This window comes from Pseudochelatococcus lubricantis, assembly GCF_011762225.1.
Lineage (GTDB): Bacteria > Pseudomonadota > Alphaproteobacteria > Rhizobiales > Beijerinckiaceae > Pseudochelatococcus > Pseudochelatococcus lubricantis.
Genome location: NZ_JAASQI010000006.1, coordinates 1 through 22909 on the forward strand (window position 1 = coordinate 1; position 22909 = coordinate 22909).

Genomic DNA, 22909 nt, shown 5'->3' on the forward strand with positions numbered 1-22909 from the left:
ACGACAAGCTCATAGCAAACTTCATGGGCTTCGTCATGCTCGCCGCAATTCATATCCAATTGCGATAAAACTTAATTCCTCACTACGACCTAGGTTCCTTATTTTCAGCGAATTCTGATCGGAACGCGCTCTAGGTTGCTCTCCTCTCCATTGGTAGCACACGATCGAGGAAGTCACGCATCAGGGCTGCAATGGCGCTGGCGTGAGTCTCCAGTGCGAAATGTCCGGTATCAAGCAAATGTACCTCCGCGTCGGGAAGGTCGCGCTTGTAGGCCTCTGCGCCAGCAGGAATGAACGCAGGATCGTGACGCCCCCAGGCGGCCAGCAGTGGCGGGCGATGGTTGCGGAAATACGACTGGAGGTCCGGGTAGATCGCTACGTTGTTACGGTAGTCACGGATCAGATCGAGCTGGATTTCCTCCGCGTCTGGCCGCGCCATATAGGCAATGTCGAGTTCGTATCCGTCTGGCGAGAGGAGTTCGGGATCGGCTCCGGTGCCATACTGCCAGTTTTTGATAGTGTCCGGGGATAGCGAAGGTCGGCAGGCTTCGCGGTTCGCTTCGCTCGGGTCCCGCCAATATGCTTCCCACGGTCCCCATTGGTCGCTGAAGCCATCGACATAGGCGTTGCCGTTCTGGCTGATGATCGCAGAAACCCGCTCGGGATGACGCATTGCCAGCCGCAAACCAACCGGCGCGCCATAGTCAAAGATGTAAAGCGCATACCGGTCGAGCGACAGGGCCTCGGTAAAACCTTCTATCACATCGGCAAGCCGATCGAAATTGTAGTCGAACTTCCCGCGCGGCGGTGCCTTGGTCTGGCCGAAGCCGGGAAGGTCGGGCGCGACGATCCGGTAGCGATCGGCGAGAAGCGGGATCAGGTCCCGGAACATGTGGCTGGCGGTGGGAAAGCCATGCAGCAGCAGAACAACCGGTGCGTCGGCCGGTCCCGCCTCCCGATAAAATACGCCTACTTCGCCGACTTTCCGGGATTTATAACGTGTTGGCATCTCAATCTCCATTCGGTTGTCGACAAAAAGTAGTTTATTTCAGCATAAGATAGAATAATATCGATCTGAAAATCTTGATTGCAGAATTGGAAACGGTCGTGGATCGTCTCGAAGCCATGTCAGTCTTTGTTGTGGTCGTGGAGGCGGGTTCACTCGCTGCCGCTGCGCGCCAGCTGGGCTGTTCGCCCGCGTCGGTGACAAGAGCTGTTGCACAGCTGGAGGCCGCCGCGGGCGAGCGGCTGCTGGAACGCACGACGCGACGTTTCAACGTTACCGAGGCAGGATCCCGCCACGTCGCAGCCTATAGGATCATGCTAGATGAGCTTGATCGCCTTGAGCATCGCGAGCGAGACGCGGAAATCCACGGAACCGTCGTCATCACGGCTCCGGAACTGTTTGGCAGCCTCCACGTAATGCCGGTGGTCGAGAGCTTTCTTGAGGCCTATCCTCGGGCGCAAGTTCGCGTCCTGCTTATGAATCGCATTGTTGATCTTGTCGGAGAGGGAGTGGACGTCGCTATCCGTGTCGCGGCCTTACAGGATTCCTCAATGCATGCGATCAGAATCGGCGAGGTACGGCCATTGATCTGCGCGGCGCCGAAATATTTGTCCAATCACCCGCCATTGATGCATCCGTCAGAATTGCAGGACCACTGGTGCATCGGGCTGAACGAGGCCGGCACGCATGAACTTTGGCGCTATCGTGAGAGCCCGTCTTCTCGGCGCACCCGTTCGGTACGGGTGACCTGCCGCCTCTCGCTCAACAGCGCGGGGGTTGCGATCAAAGCGGCCGAGCGTGGCTTGGGGCTGGTGCGTCCTTTATCCTACCAGGTTCAGCGTCAGTTGGCGGATCGCGTTCTTGTCAACGTTCTTTCGGAATACGAGCTGGAGCCCTTGCCTGTGCAAATGGTCTTTCAGCCACGCAAGAGCGCCAGCGTTGCTGTGCGCGCCTTCATTGACTACGCCGCACCTTTGCTTAAGCGAGCTACACTTGGCATATGAAAAGTCAGTGATGAAAAAACTCGCATATTCTACAAGAAATGCATTCTATATCAATGAATATTGTTTTAGAATGAATTTTCTATACTGTTTTTAAGCACCGGCATTTGATGCCGCCGGTGTGGATGAAGAACCCGCAAGATTGGCACCTCGACGGCAGTCTCGGTGCTGCGTGGCATACAAACGATTGCTAAAATCAAGCCTCCCAACACCGCTTTTCCCGTTCACAACCGGGCGGGTGGTGGCTCAGATCAGACTCGGGATGGCAGCGATATGGTGCAGCATACCGATGACATGGTGGAGCTGATCGAGGCGCAAGCCCGATCCCGGCCGGCTGCCCTGAAGTATCCCGCCGAAGATTACGCCGTCCGTCACGGATGCCGAAAGATGATGCCAACCCTGTTGGCAACCCGCTTTCTGCGTTCGATGCCGCCCACCCGTCTACGTCGCCTGCAACTCATCGAACCAAAGCAGAGATAGGAATTATCATGTCCAAGTTTGCCGCAACGGTTGCTGTCGCGACCTCACTTTTATCTGGCGCCGCTATCGCTGAGCCGGCCAAGCCCACGATCGTCCTTGTCCACGGCGCGTTCGCCGACTCGTCCAGTTGGAACGGTGTCATCACCAGCCTTCAGAAGGATGGGTACAGGACTGTTGCGGTTGCGAATCCGTTGCGAAGTGTCTCGAACGATGCGCGCCTTGTTTCAGATGTCGTTGCAAGCATCGCCGGCCCGGTGGTTCTTGTCGGTCACTCCTATGGAGGCCAGGTCATCTCGAACGCCGCGAAGGGGCATGAAAACGTCAAGTCTCTGGTCTATGTGGCGGCTTTCGCACCGGATGCGGGGGAGGCGGCTGCGGAACTGGCCGGGAAGTTCCCGGGCGGGACGCTTGGTGACGCACTCGCGCCACCCGTCAAGCTCGCGGATGGTGGCGTCGATCTCTACATCGATCAGACGAAGTTCCGGGATCAGTTCGCCCACGACGTTCCGGCCGAGATAACCGTCTTGATGGCTGCCGGCCAGCGGCCCATCACCGAGGCGGCGCTGACGGAAAAATCCGGCGAACCGGCATGGAAGTCGCTGCCGTCGTACTTCGTCTATGGCGACGGCGACAAGAACATTCCCGCCGAGGCACTCGGCTTCATGGCCGAACGCGCGGGCTCCAGGCGCACGGTCGTCGTCGAAGGTGCATCCCATGTCGTGATGGTCTCCCAGCCGAAGGTCGTCGCAGACCTTATCGAGGAAGCGGCGAAGTAGGCGTCCTGCAGCCTCTGCTCCTCGCGATACGATATCTTTTGAGAAGCAGGTCGTTCTCCCCATCACGGACCGTACTGTTTGCGAAATCACTCAGAATACCCCCGAAGGAGACATGCGATGTCAACCATCACCACATCAGACGGCACCACCCTCTTCTACAAGGATTGGGGGCCGAAAGACGCGCAACCCATCATGTTCCACCACGGCTGGCCGCTCAGTTCTGACGACTGGGATAACCAGATGCTGTTCTTTCTGTCGCATGGCTATCGCGTGATCGCACACGACCGGCGCGGCCACGGCCGATCCGACCAGACCGACACCGGCAACGACATGGACACGTATGCGGCAGACGTGGCTGTGATCACCAGGGCTCTGGATCTGCACGACGCCATCCATATCGGCCATTCGACCGGCGGTGGCGAGGTTACACGCTATGCGGCCCGCGCCGAGCGCGGCCGGGTAGCCAAGGCCGTCCTGATCGCCGCGATTCCGCCGGTGATGGTCAAATCAGATGCGAACCCGGACGGTGTTCCGCTTGAAGTCTTCGACGGGTTTCGTTCCGCCTTGGCCGCGAACCGCGCGCAGTTCTATCGCGACGTGCCGAGCGGACCGTTTTATGGCTTCAACCGGGAAGGTGCGAACGTAAGCCAGGGCCTGATCGACAACTGGTGGCGTCAGGGCATGGCCGGTGGCGCAAAGGCCCACTACGACTGCATTGCAGTGTTTTCCGAGACCGATTTCACCGAGGACCTGAAAGCGCTCAACATGCCGGTCTTGATCCTGCACGGCGAGGACGACCAGGTCGTGCCCATCGGGAACTCGGCTTACAAGGCAATCAAGCTCGTAGGTGACGGCACGCTCAAGACATACCCAGGCCTCTCTCACGGCCTGTTCGCCACGCACCCTGACGTGGTGAATCCGGACCTGCTGGCCTTCATCCGCGCCTGACGGATCATCAGAGAGTGGCATGCGGCGGTGGCACAGCTCATGGCTGTCAAAAGCGCACCTCCGCATGCTGTCCGCTGTATTGAAAACTAAGGCAATGCGATCAGCTTCTGCGCAGCAGGATCATCTTCTCCTGCGTCATGTCGCGCATGGTGTAGGGGATGCCGCCGGTGCCGTATCCGGATTCCTTGCGGCCGGCGAATGGCATCCAGTCGGTCCGGAAGGCGGTAGGATCGTTGATCATCACGGCCGAGGCTTCGAGACGGTCGGCCGCATGCATCGCGACGTCGATATCCCGCGCGAACACGCTGGCCTGGAAGGCTGTGGGAAGAGAGTTGGCCTGGCGGACGGCTTCGTCCAGATCGCCATAGCGATAGACGGCGACCACCGGACCGAAAACCTCCTGCGTCGATATCGTCGCGTCGGCTGGGGGATCGAGCAGCACGGCCGGCCGCAGTGTCGTCTGCGAGAGGCGTTCGCCTCCGGTCGCGAGGACGGCACCCCCCTTGATCGCATCCCCGATCCATTCCGCGACCCGGTCGGCCTCGCGCGGCAGGATCAGCGGCCCGACCTCGGTATCCTTCAGGGTGGGATCGGCGGTGCGCAGCTTTTCGACGCGGGCGACAAGCCGTTGCGTGAAATCCTCGGCGATGGCGTCATGGACGAAGATGCGCTGCGTCGAAACGCAGACCTGCCCGGCGTGGTAATAGCCGCCCTTGACGACCGGCTCGATGACCTTGTCGAGATCGGCGCTTCGGTCGACGATGGCCGGCGCTGCGCCGCCGTGTTCCAGCGCCGAGCGCGCGCCGGGGGCGAGCTTCGCATGCAGCGACCAGCCGACTCTGGCCGAGCCGATGAAGCTGAGGAAGGCGATGCGCCTGTCGGTGGCCAGCTTTTCGGCCAGCTGGTTTTCTTCCGTGACGAAGCTCTGGCACCATGGTTCCGGCAGGCCGGCTTCATGTATCAACGCCACCAGATCGAGGCAGGATAGCGGCGTCGTCATCGCCGGCTTGACGATGACGGGACAGCCCACCGCGATGGCCGGAGCCACCTGATGGACGATCAGGTTCAGCGGATGGTTGAAGGCCGAGATCGCGGCGACGATACCGATCGGCTCCTTCGTGGTGAAAGCCCAACGGTTTTCCGCCGCTGGCGAGAGACCCATGGGTATTTCCCGTCCGGCAAAACTGCGCAGCTCGTCGGCGGCGTTGTGGACGCCGTCGATGGCGCGGTTGGTCTCGACGATCGCGTCGGGCAACGGCTTGCCGCCCTCGCGCGCGATCTGCATGGCGAGATGGTCGCGCCTGCCTTCCATCAGCGCGGCCAGCTTGCGCAGGATCGCGATGCGCTGGTGAGGCTTGAGCCAGCCATCGCGGTCCCTGAAGACGCGCTCGGCGGCTTGCAGTTTGCGCTCCAGCGCCGCGGCATCGTCGGTTTCGACCTCCGCGATCGGCGCGCGATCGAAGGCCTGCACGACCGTTAGCATTTTCTCTCTCCTCACGTTTTTGGTGCTTGCACCCTGCGACGACGGAGCTTTTTCAGGCACATTCCACATCCGGCGTGCGGTTGCGCAACTCGTCGACCAGCACGCGGGTGTTCTCAGAATAGTCGATCGGCACGTCGACCAGATGGACGCCACCGCCAGCAAAGGCTGCCTCAAGTGTCGGCACGAGATCTTCCACGGCGGTCACCCGGGAGCCCTTCGCGCCATAGGCCTCGGCATAGCGCACAAAATCGGGATTGCCGAAGCTCATGCCGAAATCCGGAAATCCGTCGACCGCCTGCTTCCACCGGATCATGCCATAGGCGCTGTCATTCAGGATGACGACGACGAGGTTCAGTCCCAGCCGTACCGCTGTCTCCATCTCTTGCGAGTTCATCATGAAGCCACCATCGCCGCAGACCGCCATGACGCGCCTCTCGGGGTACATCATCGCCGCCATCATCGCCGAAGGCAGGCCGGCGCCCATCGTGGCGAGCGCATTGTCGAGAAGCAAGGTGTTGGCGACGTGCGTGCGATAGTTGCGGGCGAACCAGATCTTGTACATGCCATTGTCAAGGCAGACGATGCCATCCTCCGGCATCACCTTGCGGACATCATGGACGAGGCGCTGGGGGGTTACCGGGAAGCGGTCTTCCTCAGCGCGGTCGTTAAGGTGGGCAAGGATCTTCTGACGTAGGTCAAGCATGCCGTCATCGACGGAAAGCCGGCCTGCGAGCCGCTCGCCAAGCGCTTCGACAGTGGCCCCGATATCGCCGATCACTTCGATATCCGGGTGGTAGACCTGTTCGACCGTGGCGGACTGGTAGCCGACATGGATGACCTTCGGGCCGCCGGCGCTCTTCATCAGGAAGGGCGGCTTCTCGACCGTGTCGTGGCCGATAGCGACGATCAGGTCAGCGCGCTCAACCGCCTCGTGGACATAGTCGCCCTCCGAGAGAGCGGCGGTGCCCATGTAGAGGCTGGAGCCTCCGTTGACGGCACCTTTGCCCATCTGCGTGTTGAAGAAGGGCAGCCGGGTGCGCGCCACGAAGGTCGACAGCGGGTCAATCAGCGAAGGCCGGTTGCCGGCTGCGCCAATCATCACAAGTGGCCGCTTGGCGGCGCGGATCGTCTCGGCAGCGCTGTCGAGCGCGGCAGTACTCGCGACGGGCCGTTCGAGCGGGTGGACCGGAATGACGAAAGCGCTGTCGAGTTCCTCGGCCGCAACGTCCTCCGGCAGCTCGATATGCACCGGTCCCGGCCGTTCTTCCATGGCGGTGCGAAAAGCGTCCCGTATCGTCGCGGGGATGCTGGCCGCGCTAACGATCTGGCGCGTCATCTTGGTGAGCGGCTTCATCGAGGCGACGATGTCGACGATCTGGAAGCGCGCCTGCTTGGCGCTTCGGACAGCCTTCTGGCCGGTGATGAGGATCATCGGCATGGCGCCGAGATGGGCGTAGGCCGCGCCGGTCGAGAGATTCAGCGCGCCGGGACCGAGCGTGGCAAGGCAGACGCCAGGCCGGCCCGTGAGACGCCCATGGGTCGCAGCCATGAACGCCGCTGCCTGTTCGTGACGTGTCAGGATCAATTTGATGCTGGAGGTCCGCAGGGACTCCAGCACGTCGAGGTTTTCCTCGCCCGGCACACCGAAGATGCGCTCCACACCCTCGTTTTCCAGCGCGGCGACAAACAGGTCCGATCCTTTAGGCATCTTTCAACCCTTATGTTGCTGACAGCGACGGATTTCGAAACGACTATACACCGGGATTTGAAATAACCACACATGGACTTCCGGAATGCCTAAACTGGCGCGCGACTGTCCATATTCACTAACAGCCTCTAGAATCTGTCTTGTTTACGTTGAAGCAGGACAGACTCTAACGTTGGAAGAAACTTCAACTGAGTATCGACCCTAGTCGGCGGTGAAGCCCGGGTCGATCCTGTCGAGGATAGCGTACGCCGCCTCGATGCGCGCCGGGTTCGCCCAGAAGCGGTTGGCGAGTATCACGATCGCCGTGCCGCGCGCGGGTTGAAACAGGGCGTAGGCGCCGAAGCCGAGCGTGGAGCCGGTCTTCGAGACGGTCCCGACTGCCGCGCCGGTCACAGGCGCTTCCGGGCGCTCCACCGCATTCGGTTCCAGCACGAACGCCGGATCGGCGCCCTGAAGAAGCTCGGCGCTCCGCGCGGGTGCGCGGTAGAGTTCCCAACCCAGCCCCTGATGCATGCTGCCGACGCGGTAGACGCCGGTGCGCGCCGCGACGAGCGCGGTTTCGAGGTCGCTACCGAGGCCTGCCGGGTTCACCGATGCCTCCACGAAGCGGAGCAGATCGCTCGCGGTGGTCTTCACGCCATAGGCCTCGTGATCGAAGAGGCCGGGACTGACGCGCACCGGCGCGTTGTCGCGCGTGTAGCCCTGCGCGTAGTTGGCCATGCGGTTCGCCGGAACCTTGAGGAAAGTGTCCTCAAGCTTGAGGGGGGCGAGGACCTTGCCGGTCAGAAGCGTGGAGAAGGGCTGTCCGGCGGTCACCGCGGCGAGGTATCCGGACAGCCCGATCGAGGGATTCGAATAGAGGCGGCTCGCGCCGATTTTGGCGGTGGGCTTGAAACTCCGGAAAAATTTGGCGAAGTTCGTCTTGTCCACCCCGGCGGGGAACTGCAACGGCAGGCCGCCGGCGACATAGGTGTGAAGGTCGAGAAGGCTTGCACCGCCGATCGGGCTCCCCGCGATCTCCGGCAGCAGGGTCTGCGCGGACGCCGAAAGATCCACCAACCCTTCCGCTTCAAGGCGCGCGAGAAGCGTTCCCGTGAAGGGCTTGGATAGGGAGCCGATCTCGAACAGAGTCTTGTCGTTCACGGGCGAGCGGGTCTTGCGGGATGCGACGCCGTAGTGAAAGACGTGGCGCTTGCCATCGTGGAGGATCGCGACCGAAAGGCCGGGCAGGTCGTGCTCGGCCATCAGCGGCTTTATCACCGCGTCGACGGTCGCGCGCACAGTATCGGCGGCCAGGGCCGGAAGGGCAGACAACGTGATCGCCGCTGCAAAGGTCAAGGTTCTCAGAAGAACAGATTTCATGCCGTGCTCCAGTTCACGAGTAGATTTTACGCCGACGACTGCTTCCGTCGATAGCCGTTGGCCTTCAGCATGGATGCCCTTCGGGGAACGCCATGGCGACGGTCCCGCCTCACGATAGAAAACATTTGCCTCGCAGGCCTATGGGTATCTGTAGCGTATTGTCAGGGCGTGATGATGTATTTGGATTTGTGTCTCTATGACTGAATCACGGCGAGGATTGTGCTCCCCGGCCGGCGCGGGTTCAGCGCCCGATTGTCACGAACGGAATGACGAGAGACGCCGCCGCCAGGGTTGCGCCGGCGACCAGTGAGATCGTCGCATAGGTGCTGAAGTTCCTGGCTGGCGCGGTGTCGGCGATATGAAGCTGAACCGCCGCCACGAGATTGTCCAGAACAACGTCCTCGTGCCGCGCGCCGAACATTTCCTCCAGTTCCTTCCGGGCTGTCGGAAAAGGGTCTCGCAGGAGGCTCGTCGCAACCTGGGCCGCGAGAGCGAGCGCCCTGGTGGCCCACAGCGCCGAGGTCACGAGAAGCGCCAGGCCGCACAGGGCGAGCCCGGCCGGGACTGGCTGCGAGGTTGCGAAGGCTTGCGGGTTTCCGCGCAGAATTGCGGCGAGGACGGTGACGAAGCCCGCCATGGCGGCGATTGCCAGCGTCAGCATTACCCTTGTATGCGATACGACGAGCGCGCGAGAGCCGTTGGACTGTTCGATATAGATCTTGACCAATGTTTCGAGTGCGAACCTCCTCGCCTCGAATCCGAGGCGACGGTCCTCCGCCGGCATCGCGGGTGCGTCAGATACTGGTCCCATTCTTCCCTCGTCTTTTTCGGAACAGCCTTGTGCCGCGATCGCCGCAAACCAGCTTGCCAAATTACGTAAACACGTTTATTAAACGATGTCAATTAATGTAGGATGGAAGGTATTCCGGCCATCCACGATACCGCTCGCAGGCGGGTGGGACTATTTTGCGTCGCAGACATCACAAATCGGCTTGCAGTATTATCTGAACGTGTTTAATAAACGTTATTATCAATGGGAGAAAATGACCATGCCCCGACAACCCATGACGCCAGAGCAGACCGAAGCAGTCCGCCGCCGCATCCTCAAGGAAGCGGCGCTGATCGTTGCGGAGGAAGGAATCGGTGCGCTTTCGATGCGGTACGTGGCGTCGAAGATGGGCATGACGGGGGGCGCCCTTTACCGGTATTTCCCGAGCCGGCAGGACCTGATCCTGGCGCATTTCAGCATCGGAATGAGCGATCTGCATGAGCGGCTGATGGCGGGTGAGACCTCCCCGGATCCGCTGACGGCGTTGCGTGACTACGCGCTTTCCTACGCGGATTTCGCGCTGTCCGATCCCATCCGCTTCCGGCTGATGTTCCTCGAAGACAACAAGGCCACCGAGAATGCCGGCGTGAACTTCGAAACGGTCGCCGCCGTCTACGGAGAGTTCGTCCGCCGCATGGCCGCCGCCATGGATGCGCGGGCGCTCGCCCCCGGCGAGCCGAAGCCGAGCACGGACGTTCTCTGGGCCGGCCTGCACGGATCGGTCACCCTTGCCATCGTGTCGCCTGAAATGGACCTCGGCGATCCGCGCGAATTTATCGAGCGGACGATCGACACCATTCTGAAGGGGCTTTCCCAAGGGGAGCGACGTCATGAACATTCTTAGGCTGGGTGCATTCGTGCTCGCGGCCGCGGCTGTCGCCGGCTGCTCGCCGCAAGAAGAGGCTCAGCCCAGGGCTCCCCGCGTCGTGCAGGTGGTCGAGGCGCGCACGGAAACCGTCGAGCAGTCGTTCAGTCAGGTCGGCGAGATCCGGCCCTACCACGATACGGCGCTGAGCTTCCGCCTGAACGGCATGCTCGCGACGAGGCTGCGCCTGGGTGAATCCGTGCGCGAGGGAGACGTGCTGGCCGTTCTCGACAAGCGCCCGGCGGAAAACGACCTGCGCGCGGCCAGGGCGGAACTGGCGGCGGCGAATGCGGCGCTGTCTCTGGCGACGCTGTCGGCCGAGCGCCAGCGCGCGCTCTTCGAGCGCAACGCCGCCGCCCGCGCCGTGGTGGAAGACGCGGACGCCAACCGCGCGACGGCGACCGCGCGTGTCGACGCCGCGACCGTAGCGCTCGAACGCGCGCAGGATGCGCTGTCCTACACGGAACTGCGCGCCCCCCACGAGGGCACCATTTCGGCGGTCGAAGCCAATCAGGGCGAGGTCGTGGCGGCGGGGCAGGCGGTGCTTCGCCTGGTGACTGAAAACCGGCGGCATGCCGTGTTCGACGTGCCGGAGGTTTTCTACAGGACCACTCCCAAAGCCTCGGTCATCACGTTGCGGCTCGTGAGCGATCCCGCCATCACCGCCACGGGAACGATCGACGAAGTAGCACCCTTGGCGGACCGCTCGACGCGCAGCTACCGGGTCAAGGTCGCGGTGGAGGGGAACGGGGCAAGGATGCCGTTCGGCGCGCCCGTCATCGGCACGCTCGTGTTGAGCAAGGATGAGCTTGTGAGGTTGCCTGCTTCCGCCTTGACGACTTCTGAAACGGGCTCGGCGGTTTTCGTCGTCGACGTCCAAACCGGCACGTTGCATCGCCGCCCCGTGGAACTGGCGCGCTTCGACGAGCGCTCTCTGTACGTATCGAGCGGCTTGCAGGAGGGAGAGCGCGTCGCCACCACGGGTGTTGCCAAGCTGCGCGACGGCGAGCAGGTCCGCGTCGCGGACGGAGGGAAGTGATGTCCGCCCAGGCCCGGACGACCCGCGGTCGTTTCAATCTCTCGGCATGGACCCTGCGCCATCGGTCGTTCGTGATCTTCATGATGCTCTCGGCCCTGATCGCAGGTGCCCTGAGCTACATGCGGCTGTCGCGCAACGAGGATCCGCCCTTCACAATCAAGACCATGGTCGTCGCCGCCGACTGGCCGGGGGCGACCACGGCAGACACTGTCCGCCTGCTCACCGAGCCGCTGGAGAAGAGGCTGGCCGAGATCAAATATCTCGACTATACGCAGAGCTACACCCGTCCGGGCAAGTCCGTTATCTTCGTCAATCTCAAGGACGACGCGCCGCCGGCCGAGATCGCGGAGATCTGGTATCAGGTCCGCAAGAAGGTCGAGAACCTCGCGCCGATGCTCCCCCAGGGGGTGCAGGGGCCATGGCTCGACGACGAGTTCGGCGACACCTACGGCAGCATCTTCGCGTTCACCGCCGACGGCTTCACTCTTCGCGACCTGCGCGACCGCGTCGACGTCATCCGCAACCAGCTGCTCTCGGTGCCCGACATCGGAAAGGTCAACCTCCTCGGTGTTCAGGAGGAGGAGATCGTCATCGAGTTCTCGACCGCGCGGCTCGCCGCCTTCGGGCTGGACCAGGCGACGGTGATCGAGGCTCTTCGTGCCCAGAACGCGGTCGCGCCGGCGGGCGAGCTGAAGACGGACGAGGACAAGATCCTGTTTCAGGTCAGCGGCGCGTTCGCATCCGAGGAGAGCCTGCGCGAGCTGGTGTTACGGATCGACGGGCGGTTCGTCCGGCTTGTCGACATCGCCGACGTCCGGCGCGGGCTCGTCGACACGCCGGCGCCGAGTCTGCGCGTCAACGGCGAAACGGCGATCGGCCTCGCCATTTCCATGACGGAAGGCGGCAACCTGATCGAGTTCGGGGCAAGGCTGCGGGCGCGGATGGCGCAGATCGAGGCGAGCCTTCCCCCCGGCATCGCCGTCGTTCAGGTCGCGGATCAGTCGACGGTGGTGGAGGACGCCATCGGCGGTTTCGTGAAGGTGCTGCTCGAAGCGATCGGGATCGTGCTGGCAGTTTCCTTTCTGTCGCTCGGCTTGAGGGCGGGCCTCGTAATCACGGCGGCGATCCCGCTGGTGCTCGCGATGACCTTCATCGGCATGGAGATTGCGGGGATCGGGCTGCAACGCATTTCGCTCGGCGCGCTGATCATCGCGCTCGGTCTTCTCGTCGACGACGCCATGATCACGGTGGAGAGCATGGTCGGCCAGCTGGAGATCGGGCGGCCCAAGGATGTTGCCGCGGGCCACGCCTACGAGACCACGGCCTTTCCCATGCTGACGGGCACGCTCGTCATGATCGCCGGGTTCATTCCGGTGGGCTTCGCGGCGTCGAGCGCCGGGGAGTACACCTACTCGCTCTTCATGGTCGTGCTGATCTCGCTCTCGGCTTCCTGGATCGTCGCCGTCCTGTTCGCGCCGCTGCTCGGCATGTGGCTTCTGCCGGACACGATGAAGCACGAGCAGCACGGCGAGGGAAGGTTCATGCGCGCCTTTCGCCGCGTTCTGGAAGTGGCGATGCGGTGGCGGATCGCCACGCTGGCGCTGTTTCTCGCCGCGTTTGCCGCCGCCGTTTTCGGCGCGACGAAACTGGAGGAACAGTTCTTTCCCGCATCCGACCGTCCCGAGCTGCTCGTCAACCTGAACCTGCCGCAGAACGCATCCCGTCAGGCCACCGAGGCACGCGCGCGCGCACTGGAGGAGATGCTGTCGCGGGACCCCGGCGTGCGGAACTTCACGACCTATGTCGGATCGGGCTCGGTGCGCTTTTACCTGCCGATGGATCTCCTGCTCGACAACGACAATGTCTCTCAAACCGTGATCGTCGCGGGAGGCGTGCAGGAGCGCGACGAGGTGCAGCAGCGTCTGGAGGCCTTCTTCGCCAACCAACACCCGGATATCGTCACCCGCGTCTCGCCGCTGGAGGTCGGGCCCCCGGTCGGATGGCCGATCCGCTTCCGCGTGCTCGGCCCCGATTACGATGTCGTGAAGCGCCTGGGCGCCGAGGTCGCCGGCATCGTCGCCGGGGACAACCGCACGTCCGACATCAACCTGACGGCGGGTGAGCCGCAGCGCAGGGTCCGCGTCGAGTTGAACCAGGTCGAGGCGCGTGCGTTGGGTATCAGCTCGCAGTCGGTCGCCAACGAGATTGCGGCGACGATCGCGGGCACGTCGGTGACGTCGGTGAGGGATGGCAACCGCATGGTCGACGTCGTCATCCGTGGCCGGCCTCACGACCGCTCGACGGTCAGCGCGATCGAGGACCTGCATTTCCGTGCTGTGTCCGGCGCCAGCATACCGTTGCGCCAGATCGCGACGGTGGCTTACGGCATGGACGAACCGGTAATCTGGCGCCGCTCCGGCAACGCGATGGTCATCGTTCAGGCGGATGTCGCGAAGAATGTCCAGCCCGCGACCGTCGCCCTCGACATCGACCGCAGGCTCGAACCCGTGCGTGCGCAGCTTCCGATCGGCTACGCGATCGAAATCTCCGGCGTGGTCGAGGAGGCGGCGAAGGGCACGAATTCGATCCTTGCTGTCCTGCCCGCCATGGCCTTCGTGATCTTCGCGCTGCTGATGGTCCAGCTCCAGAGCTTCGCCCGCACGGGGCTCGCCATCCTGATGGCGCCGTTCGGTCTCATCGGCGTGGTCGCCGCGATGCTGCCGACGGGCACGCCCATGGGTTTCGTGGCGCAGCTCGGCGTCATCGCGCTGGCCGGGATGATCATCCGCAACGCCGTGATCCTGATCCAGGAGGTCGACGAGAATGTCCGCCGGGGGGAGGAGCCCTGGGAGGCCATCGTCCACGCTTCCACGCATCGGGCGAGGCCCATCGTGCTGACGGCGCTCGCGGCCATGCTCGGCATGGTGCCGATCGCCTTCCAGATCTTCTGGGGGCCTATGGCCTTCGCCATCATCGGCGGCCTTGCCGTCGCGACCATCGCCACGCTTCTTCTGCTGCCCTGCCTCCTGCTCTGGCTGCTACAGTATGAGCAGCGCGGCGGGGCGGCGGAAGGACGGGTCGAGACGGCGGCCGCATCCTGAGCGGGTGTGCGGGGCGCCGCGACGGACGCATCGGCGCGTCGAAAGGCGCGCCGGAGGCGATCTCTTCGGCCAAGTGAGTATCAGCTCCAATTCACGGACGATGCTTCGGCCCCTGTCTCGGCGGGAGCGCGTGCGGCGCTTGTTGCCTTCGCCGGATCCGCACGTGCGACGAGGCGGTCGAAGGCGAGATAGACCACCGGCGTCGTGAACAATGTCAGCATTTGCGAGATGATCAGACCGCCGACGATGGCGATGCCGAGCGGCACGCGCAGTTCCGCTCCCGGACCGTGGCCGAGCGCCAGCGGCAACGCCCCGAGCAGCGCCGCAAGCGTCGTCATCATGATCGGCCGGAAGCGCAGCAGGCATGCCTGCCGGATCGCTTCAACCGGCGCCAGGCCTTGTGTCCGTTCGGCGTCGAGGGCGAAGTCAATCATCATGATGGCGTTCTTCTTGACGATGCCGATCAGGAGGATGATGCCGATCATGCCCATGATGGACAGATCCTGACCGAACAGGAGCAGGGCGAGGAGCGCGCCCACGCCCGCCGATGGCAGGGTCGAGATGATCGTCAGCGGATGGATGGCGCTCTCATAGAGAACCCCGAGGACGATATAGACGGCGACGACCGCGGCGAGGATCAGCCATGGCTGGCTGGCCATTGAAGCCTGGAAGGCCTGGGCCGTTCCCTGGAAGGTTCCCTTGATGTTGACAGGCATGCCGGCCTTCAGCTCGGCATCGTGAATCGCCGCCACGGCATCGCTCAGCGCGACGCCGGGTGCGAGGTTGAACGACACGGTGATGGCCGGAAGCGACCCCTGATGGTTGACCGTGACCGGCAGGAGACCCGTCTTGATGGACGTGACCATGCTGAGGGGAACCAGCTTCTGGGTTGTTGTCGAACGCACATAGAGGCGGTTCAGCGCATCGGTGTTCAGCTGGAAACGCGGATCCAGTTCGAGCACCACATGATACTGGCTGACCTGGGTGAACAGCGTCGCGACTTGGCGCTGGCCGAAGGCGCTGTAGAGCACGTCATCGATGGCCTGCACGCTGACCCCGAGCCGGGCCGCCGTGGGGCGGTCGATCACGAGTGTCGCGCTTGTCGCCCCCGGCTGCTGATCCGACGTCACATCCTGGATTCCCGGCAAGGCCGTCATGGCCTTGGCCATGACGGCGGCCCATTTGCCAAGCTCGGTGGTGTCGCCGCTCTGGAGCGTATACTGATACTGGGCCGCGGATGAGCGTCCGCCCACCTGGATGTCCTGGCGGACCTGCATGCCAAGCGTGAGGCCCTCAATGTTGGCCGTTGCCTTCTTGATGCGCGCCATCACCTCCGCCGCCGTGGCGTGGCGCTCGGAGAAAGGCTTCAGGTTGATCTGGATCGCGCCGATACTTGCCGAAGGGCTGGGATTGATCCAGTAGGCGACATTGTCGACGTCGGGGTCGCTCTGCACGATGTCCCCGAGGCTTTGCATCTTCTGCGACATCGCGTTGAAGGAGATATCGGTTGCCGCGCGTGCCTGGCCGATGATCCAGCCGGTGTCCTGCTGCGGCAGGAACCCCTTCGGCGTGATGGCGTAGAGCCACACCGTCAGCGCGAGTGTCGCGACGGTTACCATAAGCGTCAGGAACTGATGGCGCAACACGACGTCGAGGCAGCGTCCGTAGCCGCGTGTCACCGCCTGGAAGAAGGCTTCCGACCACCGATATAGCCGGCCGCGCGGCGCGCCATGATCGTGGCTGATCAGCCAGGCGCACATCATCGGTGTGACCGTGAGCGAAATGACGCCCGACATCAGGATCGCGACGCTCACCGTGACGGCGAATTCACGGAACAGGCGTCCGACAATGCCTCCCATCAGCAGGATCGGGATGAACACCGCGATCAGCGAGATCGTCATGGAGACGATGGTGAAGCCGACCTCCCTGGCGCCTTCGATGGCGGCGTCGAGCTTCGACTTTCCCATTTCCATGTGGCGGATGACGTTCTCGATCACCACGATCGCGTCGTCGACGACGAAACCGACCGCGATGACGAGCCCCATCAACGACAAATTGTCGAGGCTGTAGCCGAGCAGATACATCACGCCGAAGGTTCCGAGCATGGAAAGAGGGATCGTGATGCTCGGGATCACCGTTGCCCAGAGGTTGCGCAGGAAGGCGAAGATCACCGCCACAACCAATGCGACGGTGATCAGCATCGTGAACTGCACGTCGTCGACCGAAGCCTGGATGATCTGCGTCCGATCGCCGATCACCGACAGCTTGACGGAAGCAGGCAAGGAGGCGCTGAACTCGGGAATGCGATCCTTGATGGCCTGGATCGTGGTCAGGACGTTGAAGCCGGACTGCTTCTTGATGTCGATCATCACCGAGCGCGTGCCCTGGAGCCACGCCGCCTGACGTGTATCTTCAGGGGCCGTCACGACGGTTCCCAGATCGCTGAGCCGGATCGGGGCGCCGTTCCTGTAGGCGATGACCATGCCCGCATAGGCGGGGGCATCGATCAGCTGATCGGTCGCGTCGAGGACGACAGTCCGGTCGGCATTGCTGAGCGAGCCTTTTGGAGCATTGACGGTCTGCTGGCCGATCACGCTGCGTATGTCGTCAAGGGTCAAACCGCGTGCGGCCACCTTGTCCGGGTCAAGCCGGATGCGGACGGACGGGCGTTGCGGTCCATGGAAGTCTACCTGGCCGACGCCCGTCATCTGCGAGATTTGTTGGGCGATGACGTCCTCGGCATAGTGGTCGAGCTCGGTCATCGGAAGCGTGTCCGAGGTGAGCGCGAGCGTCAGGAGGGTGGCATCCGCCGGATTGGTCTTGTGGAAGGTTGGCGGGTTGGGAAGGTTCTTGGGCAAGGCTCCGGCGGCGGCCGAGATCGCGATCTGGACGTCCTGCGATGCTGCATTGATGTCGCGGGCGAGGTCGAACTGCAGGGTAATCGATGTGCGCCCGGACGAGCTGACCGAGGTCATCTGGGTCACGCCGGACACCAGCGTCGAGAGCGAGTTCTCCAGAGGTGTCGCGACGGCGGTCGCCATCGTCTCGGCGCTGGCGCCGGGAAGGCTCGCGGAAACCTGGATGGTCGGGAAATCGACCTGTGGCAGCGGCGCCACCGGTAGCTGGAAATAGGCGATCGCGCCGAGAAGGACCAGACCGATCGCGAGCAGGCAGGTGCCCACCCGGCGCCGGATGAACGGTTCCGAAATGGTCATTGCTTCGCCTCCAGTGCGAGATGCTGCGCGGAAATGTCGGATTGGGTGACGCTCACGCGCGTGCCCTGCGTCAGCCGGGATTGTCCGGACAGCACGATATTGTCCCCGGGCGATATGCCGGCCTTCAGCGCGGTGAAGTCGCCCACGGTTTCACCGGTCTGAACCTGCGTCACGGCGACCGTGCTGTCGGGCTTCACCACGAAGACGTAGGGGCCCTTCTGTCCGTTCTGGACGGCGATCGACGGTACCACGGTCGCGTTGGCGTCGGTCCGTACGATAACCCGCGCCGTCACCAGCGCTCCCGGCCAGAGTGCGTTGTTGAGGTTCTCGAACTCCGCCTGGAGCTTGATCGTGCCGGTCGCGGTGTCGACCCGGCTGTCGATCACGGTCAGCTTGCCGTCTGCGAGGTGGCGGGAGCCATCGCGCGAGTCAACGGAGACTTGCAGCGGAGCCTTGGCCTGTCCGGCCAGAAGGTCGGGCAGATCGTCCTGCGGCAGGGAGAATTGAACAGCGATCGGATGCAGCTGGGTGATGGTCACCAGACCGGCGGCATCATTCGCATGGATGATCGCGCCTTCATTCGCCTGCTTCAGCCCGGCACGCCCCGCGATAGGCGCCGTCACCGTGGCGAAGGCGAGGTTGAGCTTTGCGGTATCGATCGCAGCCTGGTCCCCGGCGATCAGCGCCTCATTGATGGCAACCTGTGCCTTGGCGGTATCGGAGGCTTGCGACGAGCCGGCGCCGAGCGTACTCAGCCGGGTCGCCCGCCCTTCCTCCTTTCGGGAGTTGGCAAGCTGCGCCATGTCCTTCTGCAACGTGGCCTGTGCCTGGGCGAGCTGGGCCTGATACGGGCGGGGATCGACTTCGGCCAGCAGATCGCCGGCCTTGACGTCCTGGCCCTCCGTGAAGGCGATCTTCTGGATCTGACCATCCACCCTGACCTTCACATCGACCTGATTGAGGGGGGTCACGGTTCCCAGACCGGACCGCGAGATCGGAAGATCGCGACTCGCCGCAAGGACGGCCGTGATGGGGATCGTCGCCGGCGTGGTCGCGGCTTTGGCCGGCAGCGGCTTGCCGGGTATCAGCCGATCCCGCATGGCGTAGCCGCCGCCCGCAATGGCCAGCAAAAGGATGCCGACGATCCAGCGTCCGCGTCGTCGCGGCTTGCGGCGTTCCGGCATGTCGGGGTTCTTGTTGCTGGGCGAGAGTTCCATATCCATCTCCATCACATCGGTTCGGAGGCAGCACGCAGCGGCGGTGCCGGGTGGGACTGCCTGACCGCGACTCCGCGGTCTCGCGCGAATCCTCCGCCGAGGGCGCGAAAGAGGTTGACCGCAGCCTGAAGCTGCTGCAGGCGCACGAGCAGATAGGCTTCCTCTGCCTGAAACAGCGTGCGCTGCGTGTTGAGCACCGTGAGGTAGGTCGAAGTATCCCCCAGGCCTCTCTGTTCGAGCGCCTTCAACTCACGGCCGTTGAAGGCCTGCCACCACGTCGTGCTGACGGAAGCGTCCTTCCGGTCGCCCGAGCTATAGGTGGCGGAAAGCGCGAGGCCGGGGCGCTGGTAGGGCGGCACGTGAGAGCAGGCGGTCAGCCCGGCGGAAGGTATCGCGATGCCCACGGTTTTCCGTCGCGAGCGGCACAAGCGGTGGCGGCTCGATGGTTTCAAGCGGTGGATGGGGCTGTTGGGCATTCGGCTCGACCTGTCACGTCGCGCCTCTGTTGCGGCGCACAATCGACTATGAGGGTCGGCAGATGAGGCGGTTTTCGCACGAAGATGAAATCGCGTTTATGATGGGGCCGGGCTGGTCCGTCCCGTCGGCTATCTCCTCCTCACCGGCGTTGGCGCTCCGCCTAGGATGCCGTATTCGATGCTCGCATGAGGTATCCGGCTCCGGGAATGGTATGGATCAGGGGCGAGGCAAAGCCGCCATCGATCTTGCGGCGGAGCCGGTGGATATGCATGTCGACGACATTGCTCTTCGGCTCGAAGTCATAGGGCCAGGCAGCCTCCAGGAGCATGGTGCGCGTGACCACCTGACCGGCATGACGCATCAGGTATTCGACCAGCAGGAACTCCCGATGCTGGAGATCGATCCGGCGCTCCCCGCGTCGCGCGCGGCGCTGCACCATATCGAGTTCGAAGTCGCCGAGCCGCAGAATGTGATCCCGTCGGTCTGGCCGTTTCCGGCGCAGCAGTGCTTCGAGCCGGGCGATGAGTTCGGCGGTGGCGTAGGGCTTGACCAGATAATCGTCGGCACCGGCGTTGAGGGCGGCGACCTTGTCGAGCGTGCCGCCGAGGGCGCTCAGCATCAGCACAGGGATGGGATTTCCAGCGGTGCGCAGCGCCGCCAGAATCTCTGTCCCGGCCAGCTCGGGCAGGAGTTGATCCAGGATGATGACGTCATAGATGCCCTCCGACGCCATGGCGAGGCCGGTCGGTCCGTCGCCGACCCGGTCGGCGATATGTCCGGTCTCGACGAGCGCGCGCTCGATGTAGCCGGCGGTGCGATCGTCGTCCTCGACGATCAGGATGCGCATCGCGATGCTCCAGAAGAGTCAGATGAAATGGATTTCATGATATGGCAAACCCGACGTTCGGAGCGAAATGAGATCATGCTACCATCAAACATACCTAGGCTGGCTTAGTGAGGCGATGTGATGACGACTATTCTCGTTATCGAGGACGACGTTCAGACGGCTCGGGAGATAGAGGCTGCGTTGGTCGACCACGGTTATGAGGCCCGTATGGCGTCGACCGGACGTGAAGGGCTCGTCAAGGCCGTCGGCGAGAGTTACGACGCGATCATTCTCGACCGCATGCTGCCGGGCGACCTCGACGGCCTGGGGATCCTCACAACCTTGCGGACGGCCGGGGTGAGCACGCCGGTTCTCATCCTGAGCGCCCTTTCCGCGGTCGACGAACGGGTGCGCGGCCTCAAGGCGGGCGGCGACGATTATCTGACGAAGCCGTTCGACTTTCTGGAGCTGACCGCGCGGCTCGACGCCCTGATGCGCCGCAATGTCGGCCCGGCAGCTGAGACCACGCTGCGCGTCGGCGATCTGGAAATCGACCTGTTGACCCATAGCGTATGCCGGCGGGGCCAGACGATCGAGTTGCTGCCGCGCGAGTATCGTCTTCTCGAATATCTGATGCGTCATGCCGGTCAGGTGGTTACGCGGACGATGCTGTTCGAGGAGGTCTGGCACTATCGCTATGACGAGCCAACCAATGTCATTGATGTCCATATCGGGAAACTGCGCCGGAAAATCGATCTGGGGAGCCAGGCGTCGATGATCCAGACCGTCCGCGGCTCCGGCTATATCCTCGATGCGAATCATTGAACTCTATCGCACGACCGGCTTCCGCCTGGCGTTGAGCTTTCTGGCGCTGTTCGGGCTGACGTCCGTTGTTCTTTATACATTCATCGACATCGAGGTGAAGGACTTCCTCACCGAAAAGGTGGATGACTGGGTCTTGCGAGAAGGACGCAGCCTGACCAAGCTCAATGTTCAGACCATCGCAGCGAGGCTGGACAACCGCAAGAATGGCGAGTTTGATGCCGAGCGGCCCATGACGCTGTTCAATGCCGCCCATGAACGGTTAGCCGGAAGCCCGATCCCCTTTCCCATGGGGTACGACGGGGCGACCACGCCATTCGAATTCGGCGCCGACAGCGGCATGCCCGGAGTACCGTTCCGCGGGCTGACCTGGACGCTTCCCGGCGGCGAGATACTGCTCGTCGCGGAGAGCATTAGCGAAGTGAAGGAATTCAACGAGGTTCTGTTCGGCGCGATGTTGCTGGCGGGTGGCTGCACCGCGCTTTTCGGGCTTGCCGGTGCGGTCCTGATCGGCACGGGGGCCGTCCGTCATTTCGACGCCGTCACCCAGGCCACGCGCAAGATCGTCGCCGGCGATCTGTCCGGCCGCCTGCCGAGCCAGGGTGTCGGGGGCGATACCGGCCGTCTGATCGCCGTTGTCAACGAGATGCTCGACGAGATCGAGCGCCTGATGCGGGAGGTCAAAGGGGTATGCGACAACATCGCCCACGATCTCCGCACGCCACTGACCCGTCTGCTCGCCGGGCTGGATCGTGCCCGCCGCCGCGCAACCAATGTCGAAGACTATGCGAACAGCGTCGATGAAGCGATCGTCGAGACGCAAGGCATATTGAAGACGTTCGCGGCGCTGTTACGCATCTCCGAAGTCGAGGACGGCGCGCGGCGCGCGGGATTCGTCCCGGTCGATCTCGCTGCGATCGTGGCGGATGCCATCGAGCTTTACGAACCGCTGGCGGAGGAAAAGGAGATCAATCTGACGTCCTCCATTCAGGAAAGCGATCCCCGCCCGCTTCCGGGCGATCCCAGCCTTCTGTTCGAGGCCGTGGCCAACCTTATCGACAATGCGCTGAAATTCTCGCCAAAAGGCGGGAATGTCGAGGTCCATCTGGAACGCAAGGGCGACCTGACCCGCTTGCGGGTGACCGACGACGGACCGGGCATTCCGGAAGCTGACAGGGCCAATGTCTTGCGGCGCTTCTATCGCGCGGAACCCAGCCGGCACGCGCCCGGCAATGGCCTTGGTCTCAGCCTCGTCGCCGCCATCGCCCGGCTGCACGGCATAAAGCTGGACATCGCAGGGGGAACTGGCACCACCGTCACGCTTGAACATAACGCGGCGTCTGCGTCTTCCCTCGGCTGAGGAGTGGCGCGGCAGTATCGGATGCCGGGCCCCGCGCCCTACGATGGGGGAACGGGATACCCGGGCAAACGTCAGCGGCATGCCCAATCGGGTCAAGACGTTCCCTGTCAGTCAGCGGGTGCATTGCCAGCTCGGCGCAATCGAGCGCTTCCTCAACAAAATCGAACGCTTCAGAGTCGTCGCGACCCGGCAGGGCAAGCGAGACGGTAATTTTCTCGCTTCAAGACAACTCGCTTCAATCCGCATCCGATTGCGAAATCATGTGTCGGTCGCCTCATCCAAAGGGGAGAAAAAATGCAGCGGCAGATCACCGGTTTGAGCGTCTGGCGGAGGGCGTCGGGTCTCCGCGCGGCTGCTCAACGAGCCTTGTCCGACCAACGTCGCATTGCCTCCC

The 22909-nt window shown here is 63.2% G+C and carries 17 protein-coding genes; 8 read left to right on the forward strand and 9 right to left on the reverse strand.

Going from position 1 to position 22909, the window contains the following annotated elements; all coding sequences use genetic code 11:
• Nucleotides 1–130: 130 nt before the first annotated feature.
• Nucleotides 131–1009, reverse strand: a complete 879-nt coding sequence (locus FHS82_RS12835) for an alpha/beta fold hydrolase (protein ID WP_208394230.1) — start codon at nt 1007–1009, stop codon at nt 131–133.
• Between the two features lie 98 nt (nt 1010–1107).
• Here FHS82_RS12835 and FHS82_RS12840 point away from each other — a divergent pair, with 98 nt between their 5' ends.
• The 3 genes from FHS82_RS12840 (at nt 1108) to FHS82_RS12855 (ending at nt 4211) form a co-directional block, all read left to right on the forward strand.
• Nucleotides 1108–2010 carry a LysR substrate-binding domain-containing protein gene (locus tag FHS82_RS12840; protein WP_166953453.1) on the forward strand — a complete coding sequence of 301 codons (903 nt, stop codon included), beginning with the start codon at nt 1108–1110 and terminating at the stop codon, nt 2008–2010.
• Between the two features lie 485 nt (nt 2011–2495).
• Nucleotides 2496–3263, forward strand: coding sequence for an alpha/beta fold hydrolase (locus FHS82_RS12850; protein ID WP_166953457.1), 768 nt, complete (start codon nt 2496–2498; stop codon nt 3261–3263).
• A 117-nt stretch (nt 3264–3380) separates the two neighbouring features.
• Nucleotides 3381–4211, forward strand: a complete 831-nt coding sequence (locus FHS82_RS12855) for an alpha/beta fold hydrolase (RefSeq protein ID WP_166953459.1) — start codon at nt 3381–3383, stop codon at nt 4209–4211.
• 100 nt (nt 4212–4311) lie between these two features.
• Here FHS82_RS12855 and FHS82_RS12860 read toward each other — a convergent pair whose 3' ends face one another.
• The 4 genes from FHS82_RS12860 to FHS82_RS12875 all read right to left on the reverse strand — a co-directional run bounded on the left by FHS82_RS12860 (nt 4312) and on the right by FHS82_RS12875 (nt 9575).
• Nucleotides 4312–5694, reverse strand: coding sequence for an aldehyde dehydrogenase family protein (locus FHS82_RS12860; protein ID WP_166953461.1), 1383 nt, complete (start codon nt 5692–5694; stop codon nt 4312–4314).
• Nucleotides 5695–5746: 52 nt separating this feature from the next.
• A complete protein-coding gene (locus tag FHS82_RS12865) occupies nt 5747–7402 on the reverse strand; it encodes an acetolactate synthase large subunit (RefSeq protein ID WP_166953462.1) in 1656 nt (551 codons plus the stop codon).
• A gap of 201 nt (nt 7403–7603) precedes the next feature.
• Nucleotides 7604–8764, reverse strand: coding sequence for a class C beta-lactamase (gene ampC, locus FHS82_RS12870; RefSeq protein WP_166953464.1), 1161 nt, complete (start codon nt 8762–8764; stop codon nt 7604–7606).
• Nucleotides 8765–9005: 241 nt separating this feature from the next.
• Nucleotides 9006–9575, reverse strand: coding sequence for a hypothetical protein (locus FHS82_RS12875; RefSeq protein WP_166953466.1), 570 nt, complete (start codon nt 9573–9575; stop codon nt 9006–9008).
• 181 nt (nt 9576–9756) lie between these two features.
• On the opposite strand from FHS82_RS12875, the gene FHS82_RS12880 reads away from it, so the two are divergent.
• Genes FHS82_RS12880 through FHS82_RS12890 form a run of 3 tightly spaced genes read left to right on the forward strand, consistent with a single transcriptional unit; the run spans nt 9757 to nt 14598 of the window.
• Entirely contained in the window at nt 9757–10437 is a 681-nt protein-coding gene (locus tag FHS82_RS12880) for a TetR/AcrR family transcriptional regulator (RefSeq protein WP_166953468.1), read from the forward strand.
• On the forward strand, nt 10424–11497 hold the full coding sequence (locus FHS82_RS12885; RefSeq protein WP_166953470.1) for an efflux RND transporter periplasmic adaptor subunit: 1074 nt from the start codon (nt 10424–10426) through the stop codon (nt 11495–11497). The genes FHS82_RS12880 and FHS82_RS12885 overlap by 14 nt, the downstream gene beginning before the upstream one ends.
• Nucleotides 11497–14598 (forward strand): efflux RND transporter permease subunit, encoded by a 3102-nt coding sequence (locus tag FHS82_RS12890; protein ID WP_166953472.1) that lies wholly within the window; start codon nt 11497–11499, stop codon nt 14596–14598. Before FHS82_RS12885 ends, FHS82_RS12890 begins: the two co-directional genes overlap by 1 nt.
• Before the next feature lie 80 nt (nt 14599–14678).
• On the opposite strand, the gene FHS82_RS12895 is transcribed toward FHS82_RS12890, so the two are convergent.
• From FHS82_RS12895 to FHS82_RS12910, 4 genes are all read right to left on the reverse strand, one after another.
• Entirely contained in the window at nt 14679–17813 is a 3135-nt protein-coding gene (locus FHS82_RS12895; RefSeq protein ID WP_166953474.1) for an efflux RND transporter permease subunit, read from the reverse strand.
• Nucleotides 17810–19030 (reverse strand): efflux RND transporter periplasmic adaptor subunit, encoded by a 1221-nt coding sequence (locus tag FHS82_RS12900; protein ID WP_246225338.1) that lies wholly within the window; start codon nt 19028–19030, stop codon nt 17810–17812. The genes FHS82_RS12895 and FHS82_RS12900 overlap by 4 nt, the downstream gene beginning before the upstream one ends.
• 11 nt (nt 19031–19041) lie before the next feature.
• Nucleotides 19042–19434, reverse strand: coding sequence for a TolC family protein (locus FHS82_RS12905; RefSeq protein WP_166953476.1), 393 nt, complete (start codon nt 19432–19434; stop codon nt 19042–19044).
• Between the two features lie 233 nt (nt 19435–19667).
• Nucleotides 19668–20354: a response regulator transcription factor gene (locus tag FHS82_RS12910; RefSeq protein WP_166953478.1), complete on the reverse strand. Its 687-nt coding sequence runs from the start codon at nt 20352–20354 to the stop codon at nt 19668–19670.
• A 120-nt stretch (nt 20355–20474) separates the two neighbouring features.
• On the opposite strand from FHS82_RS12910, the gene FHS82_RS12915 reads away from it, so the two are divergent.
• Both FHS82_RS12915 and FHS82_RS12920 read left to right on the forward strand, forming a co-directional pair.
• Entirely contained in the window at nt 20475–21158 is a 684-nt protein-coding gene (locus tag FHS82_RS12915) for a response regulator transcription factor (RefSeq protein ID WP_166953480.1), read from the forward strand.
• A 31-nt stretch (nt 21159–21189) separates the two neighbouring features.
• Nucleotides 21190–22515: a sensor histidine kinase gene (locus tag FHS82_RS12920; RefSeq protein WP_246225339.1), complete on the forward strand. Its 1326-nt coding sequence runs from the start codon at nt 21190–21192 to the stop codon at nt 22513–22515.
• Nucleotides 22516–22909: the final 394 nt, after the last annotated feature.

Excerpts from the sequence above, each read along its gene's own strand:
- FHS82_RS12915 (WP_166953480.1), top strand. The coding sequence starts at position 20,475 with ATGACGACTATTCTCGTTATCGAGGACGACGTTCAGACGGCTCGGGAG.
- FHS82_RS12865 (WP_166953462.1), bottom strand. The coding sequence starts at position 7,402 with ATGCCTAAAGGATCGGACCTGTTTGTCGCCGCGCTGGAAAACGAGGGT.
- FHS82_RS12885 (WP_166953470.1), top strand. The coding sequence starts at position 10,424 with ATGAACATTCTTAGGCTGGGTGCATTCGTGCTCGCGGCCGCGGCTGTC.
- FHS82_RS12890 (WP_166953472.1), top strand. The coding sequence starts at position 11,497 with ATGTCCGCCCAGGCCCGGACGACCCGCGGTCGTTTCAATCTCTCGGCA.
- FHS82_RS12875 (WP_166953466.1), bottom strand. The coding sequence starts at position 9,575 with ATGGGACCAGTATCTGACGCACCCGCGATGCCGGCGGAGGACCGTCGC.
- FHS82_RS12835 (WP_208394230.1), bottom strand. The coding sequence starts at position 1,009 with ATGCCAACACGTTATAAATCCCGGAAAGTCGGCGAAGTAGGCGTATTT.
- FHS82_RS12910 (WP_166953478.1), bottom strand. The coding sequence starts at position 20,354 with ATGCGCATCCTGATCGTCGAGGACGACGATCGCACCGCCGGCTACATC.
- FHS82_RS12900 (WP_246225338.1), bottom strand. The coding sequence starts at position 19,030 with ATGGAACTCTCGCCCAGCAACAAGAACCCCGACATGCCGGAACGCCGC.
- ampC (WP_166953464.1), bottom strand. The coding sequence starts at position 8,764 with ATGAAATCTGTTCTTCTGAGAACCTTGACCTTTGCAGCGGCGATCACG.
- FHS82_RS12860 (WP_166953461.1), bottom strand. The coding sequence starts at position 5,694 with ATGCTAACGGTCGTGCAGGCCTTCGATCGCGCGCCGATCGCGGAGGTC.
- FHS82_RS12895 (WP_166953474.1), bottom strand. The coding sequence starts at position 17,813 with ATGACCATTTCGGAACCGTTCATCCGGCGCCGGGTGGGCACCTGCCTG.
- FHS82_RS12850 (WP_166953457.1), top strand. The coding sequence starts at position 2,496 with ATGTCCAAGTTTGCCGCAACGGTTGCTGTCGCGACCTCACTTTTATCT.
- FHS82_RS12855 (WP_166953459.1), top strand. The coding sequence starts at position 3,381 with ATGTCAACCATCACCACATCAGACGGCACCACCCTCTTCTACAAGGAT.